The sequence below is a fragment of the Geobacillus sp. FSL W8-1251 genome (assembly GCF_038005945.1).
Taxonomy (GTDB): domain Bacteria; phylum Bacillota; class Bacilli; order Bacillales; family Anoxybacillaceae; genus Geobacillus; species Geobacillus stearothermophilus.
In genome coordinates this window covers 2256745-2273183 of record NZ_JBBOUF010000001.1, presented here as the reverse complement: position 1 = coordinate 2273183, position 16439 = coordinate 2256745, and the positions used below count along the sequence as shown (strand labels likewise).

At 55.8% G+C, this 16439-nt stretch carries 15 protein-coding genes, 1 pseudogene, 1 riboswitch and 1 other annotated feature; of the genes and pseudogenes, 7 read left to right on the top strand and 9 right to left on the bottom strand.

Features of this window, described 5'->3' with window-relative positions; genetic code table 11:
* Nucleotides 1-8 precede the first annotated feature (8 nt).
* The 4 genes from leuS to NSS88_RS11985 form a co-directional block, all read right to left on the bottom strand.
* The gene (gene leuS / locus NSS88_RS12000; protein ID WP_055358943.1) at nt 9-2426 is read right to left on the bottom strand and encodes a leucine--tRNA ligase; all 2418 of its coding nucleotides are present in this window, start codon (nt 2424-2426) and stop codon (nt 9-11) included.
* Nucleotides 2427-2500: 74 nt separating this feature from the next.
* Nucleotides 2501-2725 (bottom strand) — a binding site (T-box leader).
* A gap of 61 nt (nt 2726-2786) precedes the next feature.
* Nucleotides 2787-3986 (bottom strand): MDR family MFS transporter, encoded by a 1200-nt coding sequence (locus NSS88_RS11995; protein ID WP_050367713.1) that lies wholly within the window; start codon nt 3984-3986, stop codon nt 2787-2789.
* Nucleotides 3987-4101: 115 nt separating this feature from the next.
* Nucleotides 4102-4266: a hypothetical protein gene (locus NSS88_RS11990; protein WP_033009817.1), complete on the bottom strand. Its 165-nt coding sequence runs from the start codon at nt 4264-4266 to the stop codon at nt 4102-4104.
* Nucleotides 4267-4398: 132 nt separating this feature from the next.
* Nucleotides 4399-4662 (bottom strand): YtzC family protein, encoded by a 264-nt coding sequence (locus tag NSS88_RS11985; protein ID WP_033009819.1) that lies wholly within the window; start codon nt 4660-4662, stop codon nt 4399-4401.
* 121 nt (nt 4663-4783) lie between these two features.
* On the opposite strand from NSS88_RS11985, the pseudogene NSS88_RS11980 reads away from it, so the two are divergent.
* Together NSS88_RS11980 and NSS88_RS11975 are read left to right on the top strand one after the other, a co-directional pair.
* Nucleotides 4784-5008 (top strand): annotated as a pseudogene (locus tag NSS88_RS11980) (hypothetical protein); the annotation flags it as partial.
* Between the two features lie 110 nt (nt 5009-5118).
* Nucleotides 5119-5706 (top strand): tRNA (mnm(5)s(2)U34)-methyltransferase, encoded by a 588-nt coding sequence (locus tag NSS88_RS11975; RefSeq protein WP_055358945.1) that lies wholly within the window; start codon nt 5119-5121, stop codon nt 5704-5706.
* 57 nt (nt 5707-5763) lie between these two features.
* Here the strand turns inward: NSS88_RS11975 and NSS88_RS11970 are convergent, their stop codons facing one another.
* Complete coding sequence (locus NSS88_RS11970; RefSeq protein ID WP_341084733.1) at nt 5764-6873, bottom strand: tetraprenyl-beta-curcumene synthase family protein; 1110 nt, start codon at nt 6871-6873, stop codon at nt 5764-5766.
* 338 nt (nt 6874-7211) lie between these two features.
* Here NSS88_RS11970 and NSS88_RS11965 point away from each other — a divergent pair, with 338 nt between their 5' ends.
* On the top strand, nt 7212-7760 hold the full coding sequence (locus NSS88_RS11965; protein WP_011232320.1) for a gamma carbonic anhydrase: 549 nt from the start codon (nt 7212-7214) through the stop codon (nt 7758-7760).
* A gap of 22 nt (nt 7761-7782) precedes the next feature.
* Here NSS88_RS11965 and metK read toward each other — a convergent pair whose 3' ends face one another.
* Nucleotides 7783-8994 carry a methionine adenosyltransferase gene (gene metK / locus NSS88_RS11960; protein WP_055358946.1) on the bottom strand — a complete coding sequence of 404 codons (1212 nt, stop codon included), beginning with the start codon at nt 8992-8994 and terminating at the stop codon, nt 7783-7785.
* Between the two features lie 129 nt (nt 8995-9123).
* Nucleotides 9124-9238: riboswitch (SAM riboswitch) on the bottom strand.
* 219 nt (nt 9239-9457) lie between these two features.
* Here metK and pckA point away from each other — a divergent pair.
* Nucleotides 9458-11044 carry a phosphoenolpyruvate carboxykinase (ATP) gene (gene pckA / locus NSS88_RS11955; protein WP_341084729.1) on the top strand — a complete coding sequence of 529 codons (1587 nt, stop codon included), beginning with the start codon at nt 9458-9460 and terminating at the stop codon, nt 11042-11044.
* A gap of 124 nt (nt 11045-11168) precedes the next feature.
* On the opposite strand, the gene NSS88_RS11950 is transcribed toward pckA, so the two are convergent.
* The 3 genes from NSS88_RS11950 to NSS88_RS11940 form a co-directional block, all read right to left on the bottom strand.
* On the bottom strand, nt 11169-12071 hold the full coding sequence (locus NSS88_RS11950) for an Rpn family recombination-promoting nuclease/putative transposase (RefSeq protein ID WP_055358948.1): 903 nt from the start codon (nt 12069-12071) through the stop codon (nt 11169-11171).
* Between the two features lie 280 nt (nt 12072-12351).
* The gene (locus NSS88_RS11945) at nt 12352-12594 is read right to left on the bottom strand and encodes a DUF2584 domain-containing protein (RefSeq protein ID WP_011232325.1); all 243 of its coding nucleotides are present in this window, start codon (nt 12592-12594) and stop codon (nt 12352-12354) included.
* Nucleotides 12595-12686: 92 nt separating this feature from the next.
* Nucleotides 12687-13475, bottom strand: coding sequence for an alpha/beta hydrolase family protein (locus NSS88_RS11940; RefSeq protein WP_049625028.1), 789 nt, complete (start codon nt 13473-13475; stop codon nt 12687-12689).
* 292 nt (nt 13476-13767) lie between these two features.
* Between NSS88_RS11940 and NSS88_RS11935 the strand changes: the two genes are divergently transcribed.
* Genes NSS88_RS11935 through NSS88_RS11925 form a run of 3 tightly spaced genes read left to right on the top strand, consistent with a single transcriptional unit; the run spans nt 13768 to nt 16375 of the window.
* Nucleotides 13768-14772, top strand: coding sequence for an ABC transporter substrate-binding protein (locus NSS88_RS11935; protein WP_049625029.1), 1005 nt, complete (start codon nt 13768-13770; stop codon nt 14770-14772).
* Nucleotides 14773-14790: 18 nt separating this feature from the next.
* A complete protein-coding gene (locus tag NSS88_RS11930; protein ID WP_055358727.1) occupies nt 14791-15582 on the top strand; it encodes an ABC transporter ATP-binding protein in 792 nt (263 codons plus the stop codon).
* On the top strand, nt 15566-16375 hold the full coding sequence (locus NSS88_RS11925; RefSeq protein ID WP_049625030.1) for an ABC transporter permease: 810 nt from the start codon (nt 15566-15568) through the stop codon (nt 16373-16375). Before NSS88_RS11930 ends, NSS88_RS11925 begins: the two co-directional genes overlap by 17 nt.
* Nucleotides 16376-16439: the final 64 nt, after the last annotated feature.

The window sequence follows — 16439 nt, the reverse complement described above, 5'->3', positions numbered from 1 at the left end:
GCCAACGATCAGTTGGCGACGATATTGACGAGCTTGCCGGGGACGGCGATCACTTTGCGCACCGTTTTGCCCTCGAGCTGCTCTTTGATTTTTTCGTCGGCCAGCGCCCGCTCCTCGAGCGCTTCTTTTGGCAAGTCGGCTGGCACGTGCAGGCGCGACCGCACTTTGCCGTTGATTTGCACGACGATTTCGACGACGTCGTCGACGAGCTTCGTTTCATCATACGCCGGCCACGGTTCGTAGGCGATCGTGTCCGTATGGCCGAGCTTTTGCCACAACTCTTCGCCGATGTGCGGACAAACCGGTGACAAGAGCTTGACGAAGCCTTCCATGTATTCTTTTTTCATTTGCTCCGCTTTGTACGCTTCGTTGATAAACACCATCAGCTGCGAAATGGCAGTGTTAAAGCGCAAGCCTTCATAGTCTTCCGTCACTTTTTTCACCGTTTGATGATAGACGCGCTCGAGCGTATCGTTCGCCGGTTCGTCGACAATGTTCGGGTTCAGTTCGCCATTCTCGGTGACAAAGAGTCTCCAGACGCGGTCGAGGAAGCGCCGCGCCCCGTCAAGCCCTTTCGTCGACCAGGCGATCGACGCTTCAAGCGGCCCCATGAACATTTCATACAGCCGCAGCGTGTCGGCGCCATGGCTTTCGACGATATCGTCCGGGTTGACGACGTTACCTTTGGATTTGCTCATTTTTTCGTTGTTTTCGCCCAAAATCATCCCTTGGTTGAACAGCTTTTGGAACGGCTCTTTCGTCGGCACGACGCCAAGGTCGTAGAGAAACTTATGCCAGAAGCGGGCGTACAGCAAATGCAAGACCGCGTGCTCCGCCCCGCCGATGTAGACGTCGACCGGCAGCCATTTTTTCAATTTCTCCGGATCGGCGAGCTGCTTGTCGTTGTGGGGGTCGATGTAGCGCAAGTAATACCAGCAGCTGCCCGCCCATTGCGGCATCGTGTTCGTTTCGCGCCGCCCTTTTTTCCCGGTTTTCGGGTCGACAACATTGACCCATTCTTCGATGTTGGCCAGCGGCGACTCGCCCGTTCCCGACGGACGGATTTCATCCGTTTTCGGCAACACAAGCGGCAATTCCTCTTCCGGCACCGGCGTCATCGTGCCGTCTTCCCAATGGATGATCGGAATCGGCTCGCCCCAGTAGCGCTGGCGGCTGAACAGCCAGTCGCGCAACCGGTACGACACTTTTTTCCGCCCTTTGCCATGCTCCTCAAGCCAGGCGATCATTTTGTCGATCGCTTCCTGCTTGTTCAAGCCGTTTAAAAACTCGGAGTTGATATGCTCACCATCTCCGGTGTACGCTTCCTTTTCGATATTCCCGCCGGCAACGACTTCTTTGATCGGCAAGTGGAATGTTTTCGCGAATTCATAGTCGCGCTCATCGTGCGCCGGCACAGCCATGATCGCTCCGGTGCCGTAGCTCATCAAGACGTAGTCGGCGATCCAAATCGGAAGCCGATCGCCGGTGACCGGGTGAATGGCGTACGCGCCGGTGAACACACCCGTTTTTTCTTTCGCCAAATCGGTGCGCTCAAGGTCGCTTTTGCTTTGAATTTCCTTTAAGTAGGCGTCAACGGCTGGCTTTTGCTCCGGCGTTGTGATTTTTTCCACGAGCGGATGCTCCGGCGCCAAGACGGTGTACGTCGCGCCAAACAGCGTATCGGGCCGCGTCGTGAAGACGGTGAACGTTTCGTCATGGCCGTCGACGGCGAACTCGATTTCCGCTCCCTCCGAACGGCCAATCCAGTTGCGCTGCATTTCCTTAATGCTTTCCGGCCAGTCGAGCTCTTCTAAGTCTTCGAGCAGCCGGTCGGCGTAGGCGGTGATTTTCAGCATCCATTGCCGCATCGGCTTACGGATGACCGGATGCCCGCCGCGCTCGCTCCGGCCGTTGATCACCTCTTCGTTCGCCAGCACGGTGCCGAGCGCCGGGCACCAGTTGACCGGCACTTCATCCATGTAGGCGAGCCCTTTTTCATACAGCTTCAAGAAAATCCATTGCGTCCATTTGTAATAATTCGGGTCGGTCGTGTTGATTTCACGGTCCCAGTCGTATGAGAACCCGAGCGATTTGATCTGCCGGCGGAAGTTGTCGATGTTCTTTTGCGTAAACTCCGCCGGGTCGTTGCCGGTGTCAAGCGCATATTGCTCGGCCGGCAGCCCAAATGCGTCCCAGCCCATCGGGTGAAGGACGTTGTACCCTTGCATCCGCTTCATGCGCGCCAAAATGTCGGTTGCCGTATATCCTTCCGGATGGCCGACGTGCAAGCCGGCGCCGGACGGATACGGGAACATGTCGAGCACATAAAACTTCGGCTTGTCGTCATCATCGGGCGTGCGGAACGTTTTGTTTTTCTCCCAATAGTCCTGCCATTTTTGTTCAATTTCGCGGTGGTTGAAGCTCATCGCAGCACTCCTCCTATCCAGTTCTACTTGCATCATAGACGAAAATATGTACAAAAAAACCCCTCATCCCGAACAAAAGGGACGAGAGGAACGCTTCCCGCGGTACCACCCTTTTTTGGCGCGCCTATGGCGCACCCGCTTTGTTCCTTAACGCAGATTCACGGCCGGCGTTATCGGCCGCAGCCGTTCACGCCGGCAACTCCGAGGCGAGTTCGCGGATTGACTTCGGTTGACTCGCACCGACCGTCAACTCTCTGCCGTCCATCAAGCCCGCTACTATTCCTCTTCACCGTTGTTCGCTTTATGATGACAAATTTATTATTATTGTAAAAAATTTGTCGATCGATTGCAAGCGAAAAACTAGACGGTCACAGCCGTTTTTTCCCCCGCCTCTTCCGCCCGCTTCGGCAGCCCCCGGTCATACACGAGCGCCGCGCCGGCGGCCAGCAGAGCGAAGGCGACAAGCAATCCGATGAGCGGTTTCATTCCGAACGCATCGGCGACCCACCCGCCGAGGACCGGCCCGATCATCCGTCCAGCCGTGGCCGTGCCGTTGACGATCCCTTGGTAAAACCCGGCTCTCCCCAGCGGCGCCAGCTCGTTCACCACCGCCGGAATCGCCGGCCAGACGATCATTTCGGCGATCGTGAGCACAACCATCGACGTCGCAAATTGCAAAAGTGAATCCGCGCCAAACAATATCGCAAACGAGACGGTGAAAACGGCGAACCCGATGGCGATCTGCCGCTTCATCCCCGGCATAAAGCGGCGGACCAACGGCGCCAACAGCGGCTGGCCGAGCACGATCAAGGCGCCGTTGATCGTCCAAAGCAAGCTGTAGTGATGAACCGGAATGGAAAGCTCGCGCGTATAGGCGGCGATCGTCGTCGACCATTGGACGTAGCTCATCCAGCATAATCCATAGCCGGCGCAAAGAAGGACAAGGGCGCGGATGTGCGCCCGGGGCGCCCCGTCCCCCGTTCGGCGCTTCCGCTCTTTTCTCCGCAGCGGCGGAAGCGGCATGCGCCGCAGCCCAATGACGACCGTCGCCAAAAAAGCGGCATACAGCCAAACGTTCGCCCAAAACACGAGCGCAAACGAATGCGAGGCGACAACGCCGCCAAGCGCCGAGCCGGCGGCGACGCCGATGTTTTGCGCCACATACAAGGCGTTGAATGCCCGCCGTCCCCCTTCCGGCCAAACCGCCCCGACATACGCCGACGCCGCCGGAAAGACGACGCCGTTGCCGATGCCGACAAGCGCCAGCCAGACGGCATAATGCGGCCAACCATGCCAGACGCCCAAACCGGCAAGCGCCGCCATCGTCAGGCACGCTCCGGACACGAGCGTGCGAAACCCGCCGATCCGGTCAAACAACATGCCGCCGAGCAAGCTGCCAATGACGCTGCCGCCGGAGTTGAGCATCAGCACCGCTCCCGCTACGGCGAGCGGCTGGCCGAGCTGTTCATGCAAATAAATGGTATTTAGCGGCCATAAAAACGACGCTCCTGTGACATTGAGCGCCATGCCGACAAGCAGCCACCAAAGAGCGCGGGGCATCGGTCATCATCCTTTTCGTCTGCTATTTCGACTCCCAAACTAATTGTATGTGGGAAAGCGAAAAAAAGCAATCAAAAAAAGAGGGCGGCATGGCGCCCTCACAGACAGCGGCGCGTCACCCGTTCCGCTGCTTGGAGCGGGCCGGCTGGCCACCTGTTTGTTCATACTGTTTTTTCGCCAGTTTCACCGGATCAAAGTCTTGGCCGAGTTCCAAATCGTTGTTGTTGTGACCGTTGCGCGTTTTTTGCTCCGGGTTCGTTTGTTTCAGACGTCGCTTCATTCCTTGTTCCTCCTTGTGTTCGCCATCAAGCAGACAGCCGCCCTGCGGTTGCTTTCCGTTTCACCGGTCAGGCAACATCCGCTTGTTATGCACCAGGACCTTCGATAGCGGCCATCGTGCAAAGCTCTTGTTTCATCGGTCAAGCAAAATCATCTCGTTTTGCAGCTGCTCAAGCTGAAGCCGCATCCGATGCAGCTGTTCGCGCTGCTGGGCGTTGCAACTTCGCGCCAAGTGAGCCAAATCGTTGACTGTCTGCTCAAGCATTTGCTGGGCGTTTGTGTATTCCGTGATGTTGTAGTGCTCTTGCTTTTGCGCTTCCGTATATTGTTCTTTCGCAAAGCGGATGACGTCTTCGCACCGCTGCAAAAATTCTTCCACCGATTGTCTTGTCGCCATGCGCTCACCTCTTTTCATGATGTTCCCTCATCTTTACTATGCGCCGACGCTTTCATCTGTATCACGTCAATGATTGGCAACAGTCGCTTTTTGCCGCCATCCGTGGTACAATGCAAGGATGATGCCATTTCAGCACAAGGAGAGAACGGCCGTGACAAACGCAATCCCATTTCCATATGCCGCCGACGGAAAACGGTATCACACATGGAACTGCCATTTGCAGCAAACGTTCGGCCCAAACGTGTTCAAAGTCGCCCTTGACGGCAGGTTTGACTGCCCGAACCGCGATGGGACGGTGACGTATGGCGACTGCACGTTTTGCAGCGCCGCCAGATCGGGCGATTTTGGCCCGATGTGGAGCGTCAACAAATGGGAAGGGCTAAACGCCATTGACGCTGAACTCAAGCGGCGGGACAGCTTTCAAGGAAAGCGGCGCGAACAGGGGGTGGCAAACGCATGGCCATCATGAATATTTTGCCGTTTGCCCGCTTTTTGCTTGATCAAGCAGTCAACGAAGGCGACATCGCCGTCGATGCGACGGTTGGCAACGGCCATGACACCGTCTTTTTAGCCGAGCTCGTCGGGGAGCGCGGGCATGTGTTTGGTTTTGATATTCAAGCCGAAGCGATCGCGGCGGCCAGAGCCCGCCTCGCCGAACACGGGCTGGACGGGCGGGTGACGCTGTTTCAGACAAGCCATAGCCTGCTGCTCGAAACGCTCCCCAACTCCGTTCACGGACGCATCGCCGGCGCCGTGTTCAACCTCGGCTATTTGCCGGGCGGCAATAAGCAAATCGCCACCCAGCCGGAATCGACGATTCAAGCGGTCGAGCAGCTTCTTTCCATCCTAAAGCCGGGCGGCATCATCGTTCTTGTCGTCTACCACGGCCATCCGGAGGGAAAGCGCGAACGCGACGCGCTCCTTGATTACGTCCGCTTTCTTGATCAACGGCGCGTCCATGCCTTGAAATACGAATTCATCAATCGGCAAAACAACCCGCCGTTTTTGATCGCACTCGAGAATCGGGCGGATGGGAGCGCCTGATTCCGTCCGATCCGCCGACGAACCACTGCTCTCGCCAGTACAAGCAAACGGCTGCCCTTACGAAAAGGACAGCCGTTTTTGTCGCTCCTGCCAAAAGCGGTACGCTTTTCCGTTCCAATAAAAAAACATCGACGCCGCCCCGCCGGCGCGGACGAGCCGGCGCGCCAGCCGGTGCAGACCGCGTTGCTTTTTCACCTTGGCATCCGACAAATACAACCCAAGAAGCCCTCGGTGAATAAGGCGGTGAAACTGGCCGTGCGGAAGGGCGCCGACATGGCGGTCGGCCTCTTCGATGAAATGGCAAAGCCGCTCAAGCATCACCGTTTCATTCGGATAGTAAAAGCAAAAATTCAAATCGCCGCCGGCTCGATCTTCCTCTTGATCGATCAAATAGTCGAGCAAAATGTGCAGCCCTTGAATGTATGGAAAATAACCGTCGCGCACTTGTCTCGCCATCTCCGGCGGCAGCGATTCGCCAAACGCATAGGCGACGAGACAGAAAATACCGAGCGTCGAACCGGAGCAGGCGGAAAACTCATACCACTCCATCGGCGGCAAGGCGTCTTTGTATTGCGCGAACCATTTCTCCAGCCGCGGCACCCGCTCGCTCGCTTCGACATGTTTATGCACTTGCAAGTCGCAATAATATCCGGCCAATTCATGCAAAAATGGGGCGATCGTCTCATAATGGCGCACCGTCTTGAGCACCTCTTGGCACGTGCGGACAAGCGCCGGCAAATAGCCGCCGTCTTCCTGTTCGCGGCGATGGCGGTAATAGTTCGACGGCTCGGCGCCGATTGTCAACGCGTCCGGCATCGAATCGTGCAAGGCGCGAAAGTCGAGCGGATCGAGCGAGGTGCTGCGGTCGCACAAATTATCCAAATAATCGCTAATCGTCTGGTAAGCCACGATAAAGCGGATGCAATCCTCCATGTTTTCTCCGGCCAAAAGCGCCAAAATGGAGCCGCCTTCGCAATGGAACGTTTTCGACGCGATGCTCGCCAAGGCCTGGCTCCGAAGCTCCGGGTCGGGAATGCGCTCGGCCTGGCGCCGCCAATAGGCAAGCTCGCGGTGGACAAGCGGAAGCACGTCACGATACACCATTTTCATCAAGGCGATGGGGTTTTTCGGAATGTTCAATCGGTTCACCTCAGGTGCAAACACCATGGTCTCGTCTCCTAGCATTTCCATCTTATCGGCAACCAAAATTGTTTCGCGTCTGAACAGCTTGCGATCTCGTCTTCCAGTATTGCCATCAATGCGGCCGGGGCAAATCATAAAAGGGTTGGCGACGGAATGAAAAAGCCGCTCAACAACGGTTCTTCTCACGTTGAGAAGCTTTTTGAAATCGGATCTTCTTCCCCGATCCCAACCACTCATCGGGCGAAACGAAACATTTTTCACCAATCCCGATTAGGCGCGCTCGCTTTCGTTGGCGATTTGGACGCAGCGTTGTACAATACATGGTGAACGATCGATTTTGCAACAGAAAGGAACGAACGCCCATGATTTACCCATACAAAGGCAAAACGCCGCAAATTGCCGCCTCCGCCTTTATCGCCGACTATGTGACGATCACCGGCGATGTCGTGATCGGCGAAGAGACAAGCATTTGGTTCAATACCGTCATTCGCGGCGATGTGGCACCAACGGTGATTGGCAACCGGGTCAATATTCAAGATAACTCAATTTTGCATCAAAGTCCAAACAATCCGCTTATCATTGAGGACGGGGTGACGGTCGGCCATCAAGTCATTTTGCACAGCGCCATCGTTCGCAAAAACGCGCTCATCGGCATGGGCTCAATCATTTTGGACCGCGCGGAAATCGGGGAAGGCGCGTTTATCGGCGCCGGCAGTTTAGTGCCGCCGGGCAAAAAAATTCCACCCAACACGCTCGCCCTCGGCCGGCCGGCGAAAGTCGTCCGCGAACTGACGGAAGACGATATCCGCGAAATGGAGCGCATCCGCCGCGAATATGTCGAGAAAGGGCAGTATTACAAAGCGCTGCAGCAACAGCGGACATCGTGCGCCGACAAAAAAGAGCTACCGTGATCAGGCAGCTCTTTTTCTTTCATCACTTGTCCGCCAGCGCCAGCGCTTGTTCTCTCAGCGTCGTCGCTTTATCAGTGCGCTCCCACGGCAAGTCGATGTCCGTACGCCCAAAATGGCCGTAAGCAGCCGTCTGTTTGTAAATCGGGCGGCGCAGGTCAAGCATTTTGATGATGCCCGCCGGGCGGAGATCGAAGTTGCTGCGCACGACCTCAATCAAAATATCTTCCGACACTTTGCCGGTGCCGAATGTATCAATGGAAATCGATACCGGACGGGCGACGCCGATCGCGTAGGCGAGCTGCACTTCGCATTTGTCGGCCAGTCCTGCCGCGACGATGTTTTTCGCGACATAGCGGGCCGCATACGCTGCCGAGCGGTCGACTTTCGTCGGATCTTTGCCCGAGAACGCGCCACCGCCGTGGCGGGCGTAGCCGCCGTACGTATCGACGATGATTTTGCGCCCCGTCAACCCAGCATCCCCTTGCGGACCGCCGATGACAAACCGTCCTGTCGGGTTGATGAAATAGTTCGTGTTCTCATCAAGCAGCTCCGCGGGCACGACCGGCTTGATGACCTGCTCTTTAATGTCGCGCTCGATTTGCTCTTGCGTAATTTCCGGATGGTGCTGCGCGGAAACGACGATCGTATCGACGCGCACCGGTTTGCCGTTTTCATCGTATTCGATCGTCACTTGCGTTTTCCCGTCCGGCCGCAAGTACGGCAAGACGTCCGTTTTGCGCACTTCCGCCAATCGGCGCGCCAAGCGGTGCGCAAGCGAAATCGGCAGTGGCATCAATTCTTCCGTCTCATTGCAGGCGAACCCAAACATCAATCCTTGGTCGCCGGCGCCGATCGCTTCAATTTCCTCATCAGTCATCTGACCTTCGCGCGCCTCGAGCGCCCGGTCCACCCCCATCGCAATGTCCGGCGATTGTTCGTCAATCGACGTCAGCACCGCGCACGTATCAGCGTCAAATCCGTATTTGGCGCGCGTGTAGCCGATCTCCCGGATCGTATCGCGGACGATGCGCGGAATGTCCACGTATGTTGATGTCGTGATTTCCCCGCTCACGAGCACCAGCCCGGTCGTGACGCTCGTTTCGCAGGCGACGCGGGCGGTCGGATCTTTTTCCAAAATGGCATCCAAAATGGCGTCAGAAATTTGGTCGCAAATTTTATCCGGATGTCCTTCCGTCACAGACTCTGAAGTAAACAAGCGGCGTTTGGCTGACATTCGGTTTGTTTCCTCCTCTTGGCATAATGTGGCGACACGGAACTCATTTCCCTTTTTCCCTTCGCAATATAAAAAACCTTTCCTGTAACGGCTGAGGAAAGGTCATGGCAATCGTATTGCTTCCTTTCACTCTTATCGTTCAAGGACTGCGCCTTGCCACAGGTTAGCACCATTTCACACATGTCCAGTTGTGACGGTTGCTGGGCTTCATCGGGCCTGTCCCTCCACCGGCTCGGGATAAGAGTATCCGTTCAATGACTTATCTTATCGCAACGGAATCGGCAAAGTCAACTATCAAAATTCATTTTTTATCATTTCCAGCCGAGAAAATTATTTCCTCAAGGAAATCGACACATTGGGCAAAAATAAAGTTTGAAAAACCCACGCAATTAGTATGGGCTATTAATAAAAATGTGTTATACTATTTTCAAGAGTGATTACAAAAAGAAGGCAGGTTTTGAACATGGGGATCACAAACATGACGAATAAGCTTGATTTATTGCTACAAAAACCGTACGTACATCACCAATTGTCCGTCGCCGAGCTCGTCGAGAAAGTCCTGCAACGGAACGAAGGACGGCTGACCCACACCGGAGCCGTCGCGGTGACAACCGGCAAGTACACGGGGCGGTCGCCGAAAGACAAATACATCGTCGAAGAACCGTCCACGAAGCAAACGATCGACTGGGGAACGGTCAACCAGCCGATGTCTCCGGAAACGTTTGAGAAACTGTACGACAAAGTGCTCGATTATTTAATGAAACAAGATGAACTGTTCGTCTTTAAAGGCTTTGCCGGCGCCGATCCGAAATACCGGCTGCCGATTCAAGTCGTCAACGAATTCGCCTGGCACAACTTGTTCGTCCATCAGCTGTTCATCCGCCCGAGCGCCGAGGAGCTCGCCGCGCACGAGCCGCAATTCACCGTCATTTGCGCGCCGAACTTTAAAGCCGACCCGAAGGTGGACGGGACGCGCTCGGAAGCGTTCATCATCATCTCGTTTGAACGGCGCACCGTGTTGATCGGCGGCACCGAGTATGCCGGCGAAATGAAAAAATCGATTTTCTCGGTCATGAACTATGTGCTGCCGGAACAAGGCATCCTGCCGATGCACTGCTCGGCCAACGTCGGGCAGGAAGGCGACGTCGCCCTCTTTTTCGGCTTGTCGGGAACGGGAAAAACGACGCTCTCGACCGACCCGAACCGCCGCTTGATCGGCGATGACGAACACGGTTGGTCAAGCCGCGGCATTTTCAACATCGAAGGCGGCTGCTATGCGAAATGCATCAAGCTATCGCGCGAGAAAGAGCCGCAAATTTTTGACGCCATCGGCTTCGGCGCGGTGCTCGAAAACGTCGTTCTCGATGACGCGACGCGGGTGCCGAATTACGACGACGGCACGCTGACGGAAAACACACGCGCCGCCTACCCGCTTCAGGCGATCCAAAACATCATCGACCCGAGCGTCGCCGGCCATCCGTCCACGATCGTGTTTTTGACAGCCGATGCGTTCGGCGTCCTGCCGCCGATCAGCAAGCTGACGCGCGAACAGGCGATGTACCATTTCTTAAGCGGCTACACAAGCAAGCTCGCCGGCACCGAACGCGGCGTCACCGAACCGGAAGCAACGTTCTCAACGTGCTTCGGCGCACCGTTTTTGCCGCGCCCGGCCGTTGAGTACGCGGAAATGCTCGGGCAAAAAATCGCCGAACACAACGTCCGCGTCTTTTTGGTCAACACCGGCTGGACAGGGGGGCCGTACGGCGTCGGAAGCCGCATGAAGCTCGCCTACACCCGGGCGATGGTGCAAGCCGCCGTCAAAGGGGAGCTCGACAACGTCGAAACGGTCAAAGATCCGATTTTCGGCCTCGCCATCCCGACCCGCGTCCCGGGCGTGCCGGATGACGTCCTGCAGCCGCAAAACACATGGGCCGACAAACAAGCATACGAACAAAAAGCAAAAGAGCTAGCGCAAAAATTCCGCGCCAACTTCCAAAAATTCGCCCACATCGATCCGTCCATCGAAAAACTCGGCGGACCGCTCGTGTAACAAGAACCCAGCCGGACAGGGAGCCGTTCCCTGTCCGGCTGTTTTTTCGAACGCATAAAATGATTGTCGTCGATCCCCCGGGATTTTTGTACGATTGGAGGTCGACGACAATGCGAAGGCGGGTTTACTTCTTCAGCTGTTCAATCTTTTCCGCCGGCAGCCCGGTCAGCTCGTGGATCGTGTCGACATCGTACCCTTTCGCCAACATTTTCTTCGCGATGTCGATTTTCCCTTCCTCAATCCCTTTTTGGCGCCCTTGCTTCATCCCTTGTTTGACTCCTTGTTGAATTCCCTTTTCCATTCCCCGCTGTTCGTACGAGACGATGAGCTCCATCACTTGCTTCGCTTCCTTCGTTTCCATTTGGCTCACCTCGTTTCGCAGTTTGGCTTCCTCCTCTTCGGACAACCGCAAATACGTTTCAAAAAAACCGAACAACAGCCGCTGTTTCGCCTCATCGAGCTCAAGGCGGACGAGCATGCGCAAAAATTCTTTTTTCACTTCGACCTTTTCTTCTTCATTATACCCCATTTTGCTTAACAAGGCAGCGGCGACGGGATTGTCATGGCGGATGTACGCGCGCCACGGCAGTTTGCGCAGCTCCACCGTCAGAAAGCGGAAGTCGAGAACGGTCAAAAACGGAAACTGGACGACCAATGAGGAAGGTTCATCGTGGTGTTCATCATAGCTGAAGATGGCGATCGGAAGAATGCGGCGGCGGTATTTTTGAAACAAGCGGCTGAAGTAGAGGAACATTCGCTCGGGGAAGGTCCGCTGTGCGTAGCTTTGGTGTTCGACATGGACGATGATGAGCCCTTCCTCCCCCTTCATCTTCGTTTCGACCAACAAGTCGACGCGATGCTTCTCTCCGGCCGTCACGTCGGTAAACAGTTCTTCTGTGAGGAAAGAAAGGTGGCGAACGTCGATGTGCTCGTACACGTTGGGAAAGAAAAGAAGCAAAAACTCTTCGAAAAACGTCGACAGCAGCTCTTTGAACAACCGGTCGTGATCGATTCGCGGTTTGGCCACGTTTCCCCTCCTTGCGGCATCGAATTCATCGTATGATATTCGCTCTCCGCGGCCAAACTCCTTCTCCTCCCCCCTACTTTTTTTATGGTATGATCAAACGTCGCACAGGAAATCCTCAAGCAAAGGCTATTTTTATGCTTGTCTGAACCGGCCTGACGCCACAAGTTAACTATAGACGGAAAAAACTTGAGCCAAGAGCGCAAACCGTTCTTCCGTTTGCGCTCCTGTCCGATGAACCCGTTCAGCTCTCATTCAGCCGCTTCATGGTGTGCAGCCTCGTTCAATTCGTCGAATACAGGCTGACGAGCTCATACGTCACCGTCGTCCGACTGTCTTCCCATTCGAGCTTTCTCACGACCGCGACGCCGCTCGCTTCGCTTTGCACCGTCCGGCGCACTTCAAGCGGCACGTCAAGCGGATACAAGCGGTAGCCTTCTTTTTTCAACACAAACACATTTCCTTGAACGCGCTGTTCCTTTCCTTTTGTCACAATGACCGTCTGCAGCTCCATCGGCATGCCCATATGATTCCAACCTCCTTGGCACCCCATCGATTCGTTGGCGGCCGCGCCGCCACCCGAGCGGCGCACGCAGCCGCCCCTCTAGTTGTATCGTATCACATCGTCGGCTGTTGTTTCATCCATTCCGTGAGCCTTTGCACCGTCTCGCGATTGGCTTGCGGCGGAAAATAGTGGGTGAACTCAGGGAAGTACCAAGCCGTGACCGGTTTGCCGAGCTGCTTCAGCCGCCGTTCCAGCCGCCAGGCGTGCTCAATCGAGACGTTCTCATCGCGCTCGCCGTGGATGATGAGCACCGGGGCCTTGAGCCGTTCCAGATGATAGAGCGGCGTGCGGTGCCGGTAGCGCTCCGGGCATTTGTTCGGCGTCCCGCCGATGACGCGCTTCATCATCCGCCGCAAGTCAGGCCGCTCCCAATACGTAAGCTCCATATCCGCCACCCCTCCCCAGACCGCCACCGAACAGACCCCCTCGGCCATTAGGGAGGCATGGAGCGCCATCGCCCCGCCGCGCGAGAAGCCAAACACGTGCACGCGCCCGGGATGGACGAGCGGATGGCGGCGAAGGAGATGAAACCCAGCGAGCGCGTCATAACGGTCTTCACCGGCAAAATCTTCGTTTCCTTCTCCGCCCCCATTGCCGCGATAGAGCGGAGCGAAGACGACAAACCCGTGCGAAGCGAATTGGACAAGGCGCGGCACCCGCACTTGCCCGACGTTTTTGATGCCGCCGCGCAAATACAAAAACCCGTCATAAACGCCTTTTCGCTTCGGCGCCGCTAAAAATCCTTTCACCTTCAGCCCTTGGGACATATAGGTGACAAAGAACACATCGATTCCCGGATGCGGCGACGGAAACCGGTATTGGTCGATGATGTCCCCGTCCATACGCCTGCCTCCTTCCTACGCGAAAACAGATGATGCGAACCACCCGTCATCATCCCCCAACGCCTTCTTTCATTAGGGCAAGTGGGGCTGTCCAACTGCCTCGCCGCTCTTGCATGCCGTCCCTTGGCCGAGCGTCAGCTTGAAAAAGCCCTCGAGCGCGAGGAGCGTCCCGACCGCCGCCCGTTCTCGTTCGACCGCCCATTTTTTCTAGACATTCACACATTTTGGCTGCGTGCATACGATAAGGTGAAACCACGGTTTACCGCATGCGAACCAAGGGGGGTTAACGAACATGAAAAAATGGGCCGTATGGTTATGCTCGCTTCTGCTGCTTTTGCCGCTTTCCGCCTGCACGAATGACGGGGGCCAAAGCGAAAAGCCGCTCCAAAAAGTGCGGCTCGCCGAAGTGACGCACTCGATTTTTTACGCACCACAGTACGTCGCCCTGGCAAAAGGCTTCTTTAAAGAAGAGGGGCTGGATGTCGAACTGACGACGACATGGGGCGGCGACAAAACGATGACGACGCTGCTTTCCGGCGGCGCGGACATCGCCCTTGTCGGCTCGGAAACGTCGATTTACGTCTACAGCCAAGGAACGGACGACCCGGTCATCAACTTTGCCCAACTGACCCAGACGGACGGAACGTTTCTCGTCTCGCGCAAAAAAATCGGCCACTTTACATGGGAGATGTTGAAAGGAAGCACGTTCCTCGGCCAACGGAAAGGCGGCATGCCGCAGATGGTCGGCGAGTTTGTGCTGAAAAAACACGGCATTGACCCGCACAACGATTTGCATCTCATTCAAAACGTCGATTTCGCCAATATCGCCAACGCCTTTGCGAGCGGCACCGGCGATTTCGTCCAGCTGTTTGAGCCAACAGCGAGCATTTTTGAACAAGAAGGGAAAGGCTATATCGTCGCTTCATTCGGCACCGAATCCGGGCGCGTGCCGTACACGTCGTATATGGCAAAACGAAGCTACATGAACGAAAACAAAGACGTGATTGAAAAATTTACGCGCGCGATCTACAAAGCGCAGCAATGGGTCGAATCGCACAGCGCAGCTGAAATTGCCAAAGCCATTCAACCGTACTTTAAGGACACGGACTCGGCCATCATCGAAAAAGTGGTTGAGCGCTACAAAAGCCAAGGGACCTATGCGACCGATCCGATTTTGGATGAAGAAGAATGGAACAACTTGCAAACCATTATGGCCGAAGCCGGCGAGCTGCCGAAGCGCATCGACCTGAACACGCTTGTTGATTCGTCGTTTGCCAAAAACGCGATGAACAAGTGACGAAAGCAGGTGAACGAAATGTTTCTTGCCATCGACCGCCTTTCGCACACGTATTTGACAAAAACGACCGCTGTCACTGCACTCGATGATGTGTCGCTGTCCGTCGAGAAAGGAGAATTTGTCTCCTTTCTCGGCCCAAGCGGCTGCGGCAAAACGACGCTTTTGTCCATCATCGCTGGGCTGATTGAACCGACGGAAGGGGCGGTCCACATCGAAGGCCAACCGATTTGGCCGAGCGGAATGGCCGCGCCGACGGCGCGGCGCGCGGTCGGCTACATGCTTCAGCAAGACTACCTATTCCCATGGAAAACAATCGAAGAAAACATCCTTCTCGGCTTAAAAATGACTAGAACGCTAACTGCTCAAACCAAAGAACGGGCGCTCGCTCTGCTGGCGGAGATCGGCCTAGCCGGCGTCGAGTCGTATTACCCGAGCCAGCTGTCCGGCGGCATGCGCCAGCGTGCGGCGCTCGTGCGCACGTTGGCGACCGACCCGAAGCTGCTTTTGCTTGATGAACCGTTTTCCGCCCTCGATCAACAAACAAAGCTGAAACTGGAAGAACTCGTTTGGAAGACGTTAAAACAATACGAAAAAACAGCGGTGCTCGTCACCCATGACATCGAAGAAGCCATCGCCATGAGCGATCGCATTTTCTTGTTTTCGCCGCGCCCTGGGCGCCTTGTGCGGACGTTTGTCATCCCGGATGAACTGCGCAGCCGCCCGCCGCTTGCCGCCCGCCAGCATCCGGCGTTTTCGCCATTGTTCCAATCCATTTGGAAGGAGATGGAGGCTCTTGAATCAAGCTCCTGACCGCATCCAGTCGCTGCACCGTGAATACCTCGCCGCATTGCGCAAAGAGCGGCGAGTGATCCGCCTTTGGCAGACGGCGCTACTTGTCGCCTTTTTCGCCGTCTGGGAAGCGGCGAGCCGCTTCCATTGGGTCGATCCGCTCCTATTCAGTTCGCCCTCCGCCATCGCCAAGCTGTTTGGCGAAAAACTCGGCGATCATTCACTGTTTGTCCACACGTGGGCGACATTGTTTGAAACGTTGCTCGGCTTTCTGATCGGCACCGCCGGCGGGGCGCTCATCGGCGCGGTCCTCTGGTGGTTTCCGCGCCTGGCGAAAACGCTCGATCCATATTTGGTCGTCTTCAACGCCATGCCGAAAGTCGCCCTCGGGCCGATTTTGATCGTCGCACTTGGGCCGGGATTTACGTCGATTATCGCCATGGGCGTCGTCATTTCGGTCATCATCACAACGATTGTCGTCTATTCGGCGTTCCAAGAAGTTAATCCGAACTATTTGAAAGTGCTGCGGACGTTCGGCGCCACCCGCTACCAATGCTTTCAAGAGGCGGTGCTGCCGGCGTCGTTCCCGGCGATCATTTCGACGTTGAAAGTGAACGTCGGCCTCGCTTGGGTCGGCGTCATCACCGGCGAGTTTCTCATCTCCAAGCAAGGGCTTGGGTATTTAATCATTTACGGCTTCCAAGTGTTCAACTTCACGCTTGTGTTGATGAGCCTGCTCATCGTCGCCTTGCTGTCGACCATTATGTATCAGCTTGTCGCCTTGATCGAAAAAAAATGGGGAAACCGCCGCTAGCGGGACGCTCGCCGAATGTTGACGGGCGTCTCGTTTCATTCCTGTCGTCCCAATGAGCCGGCAT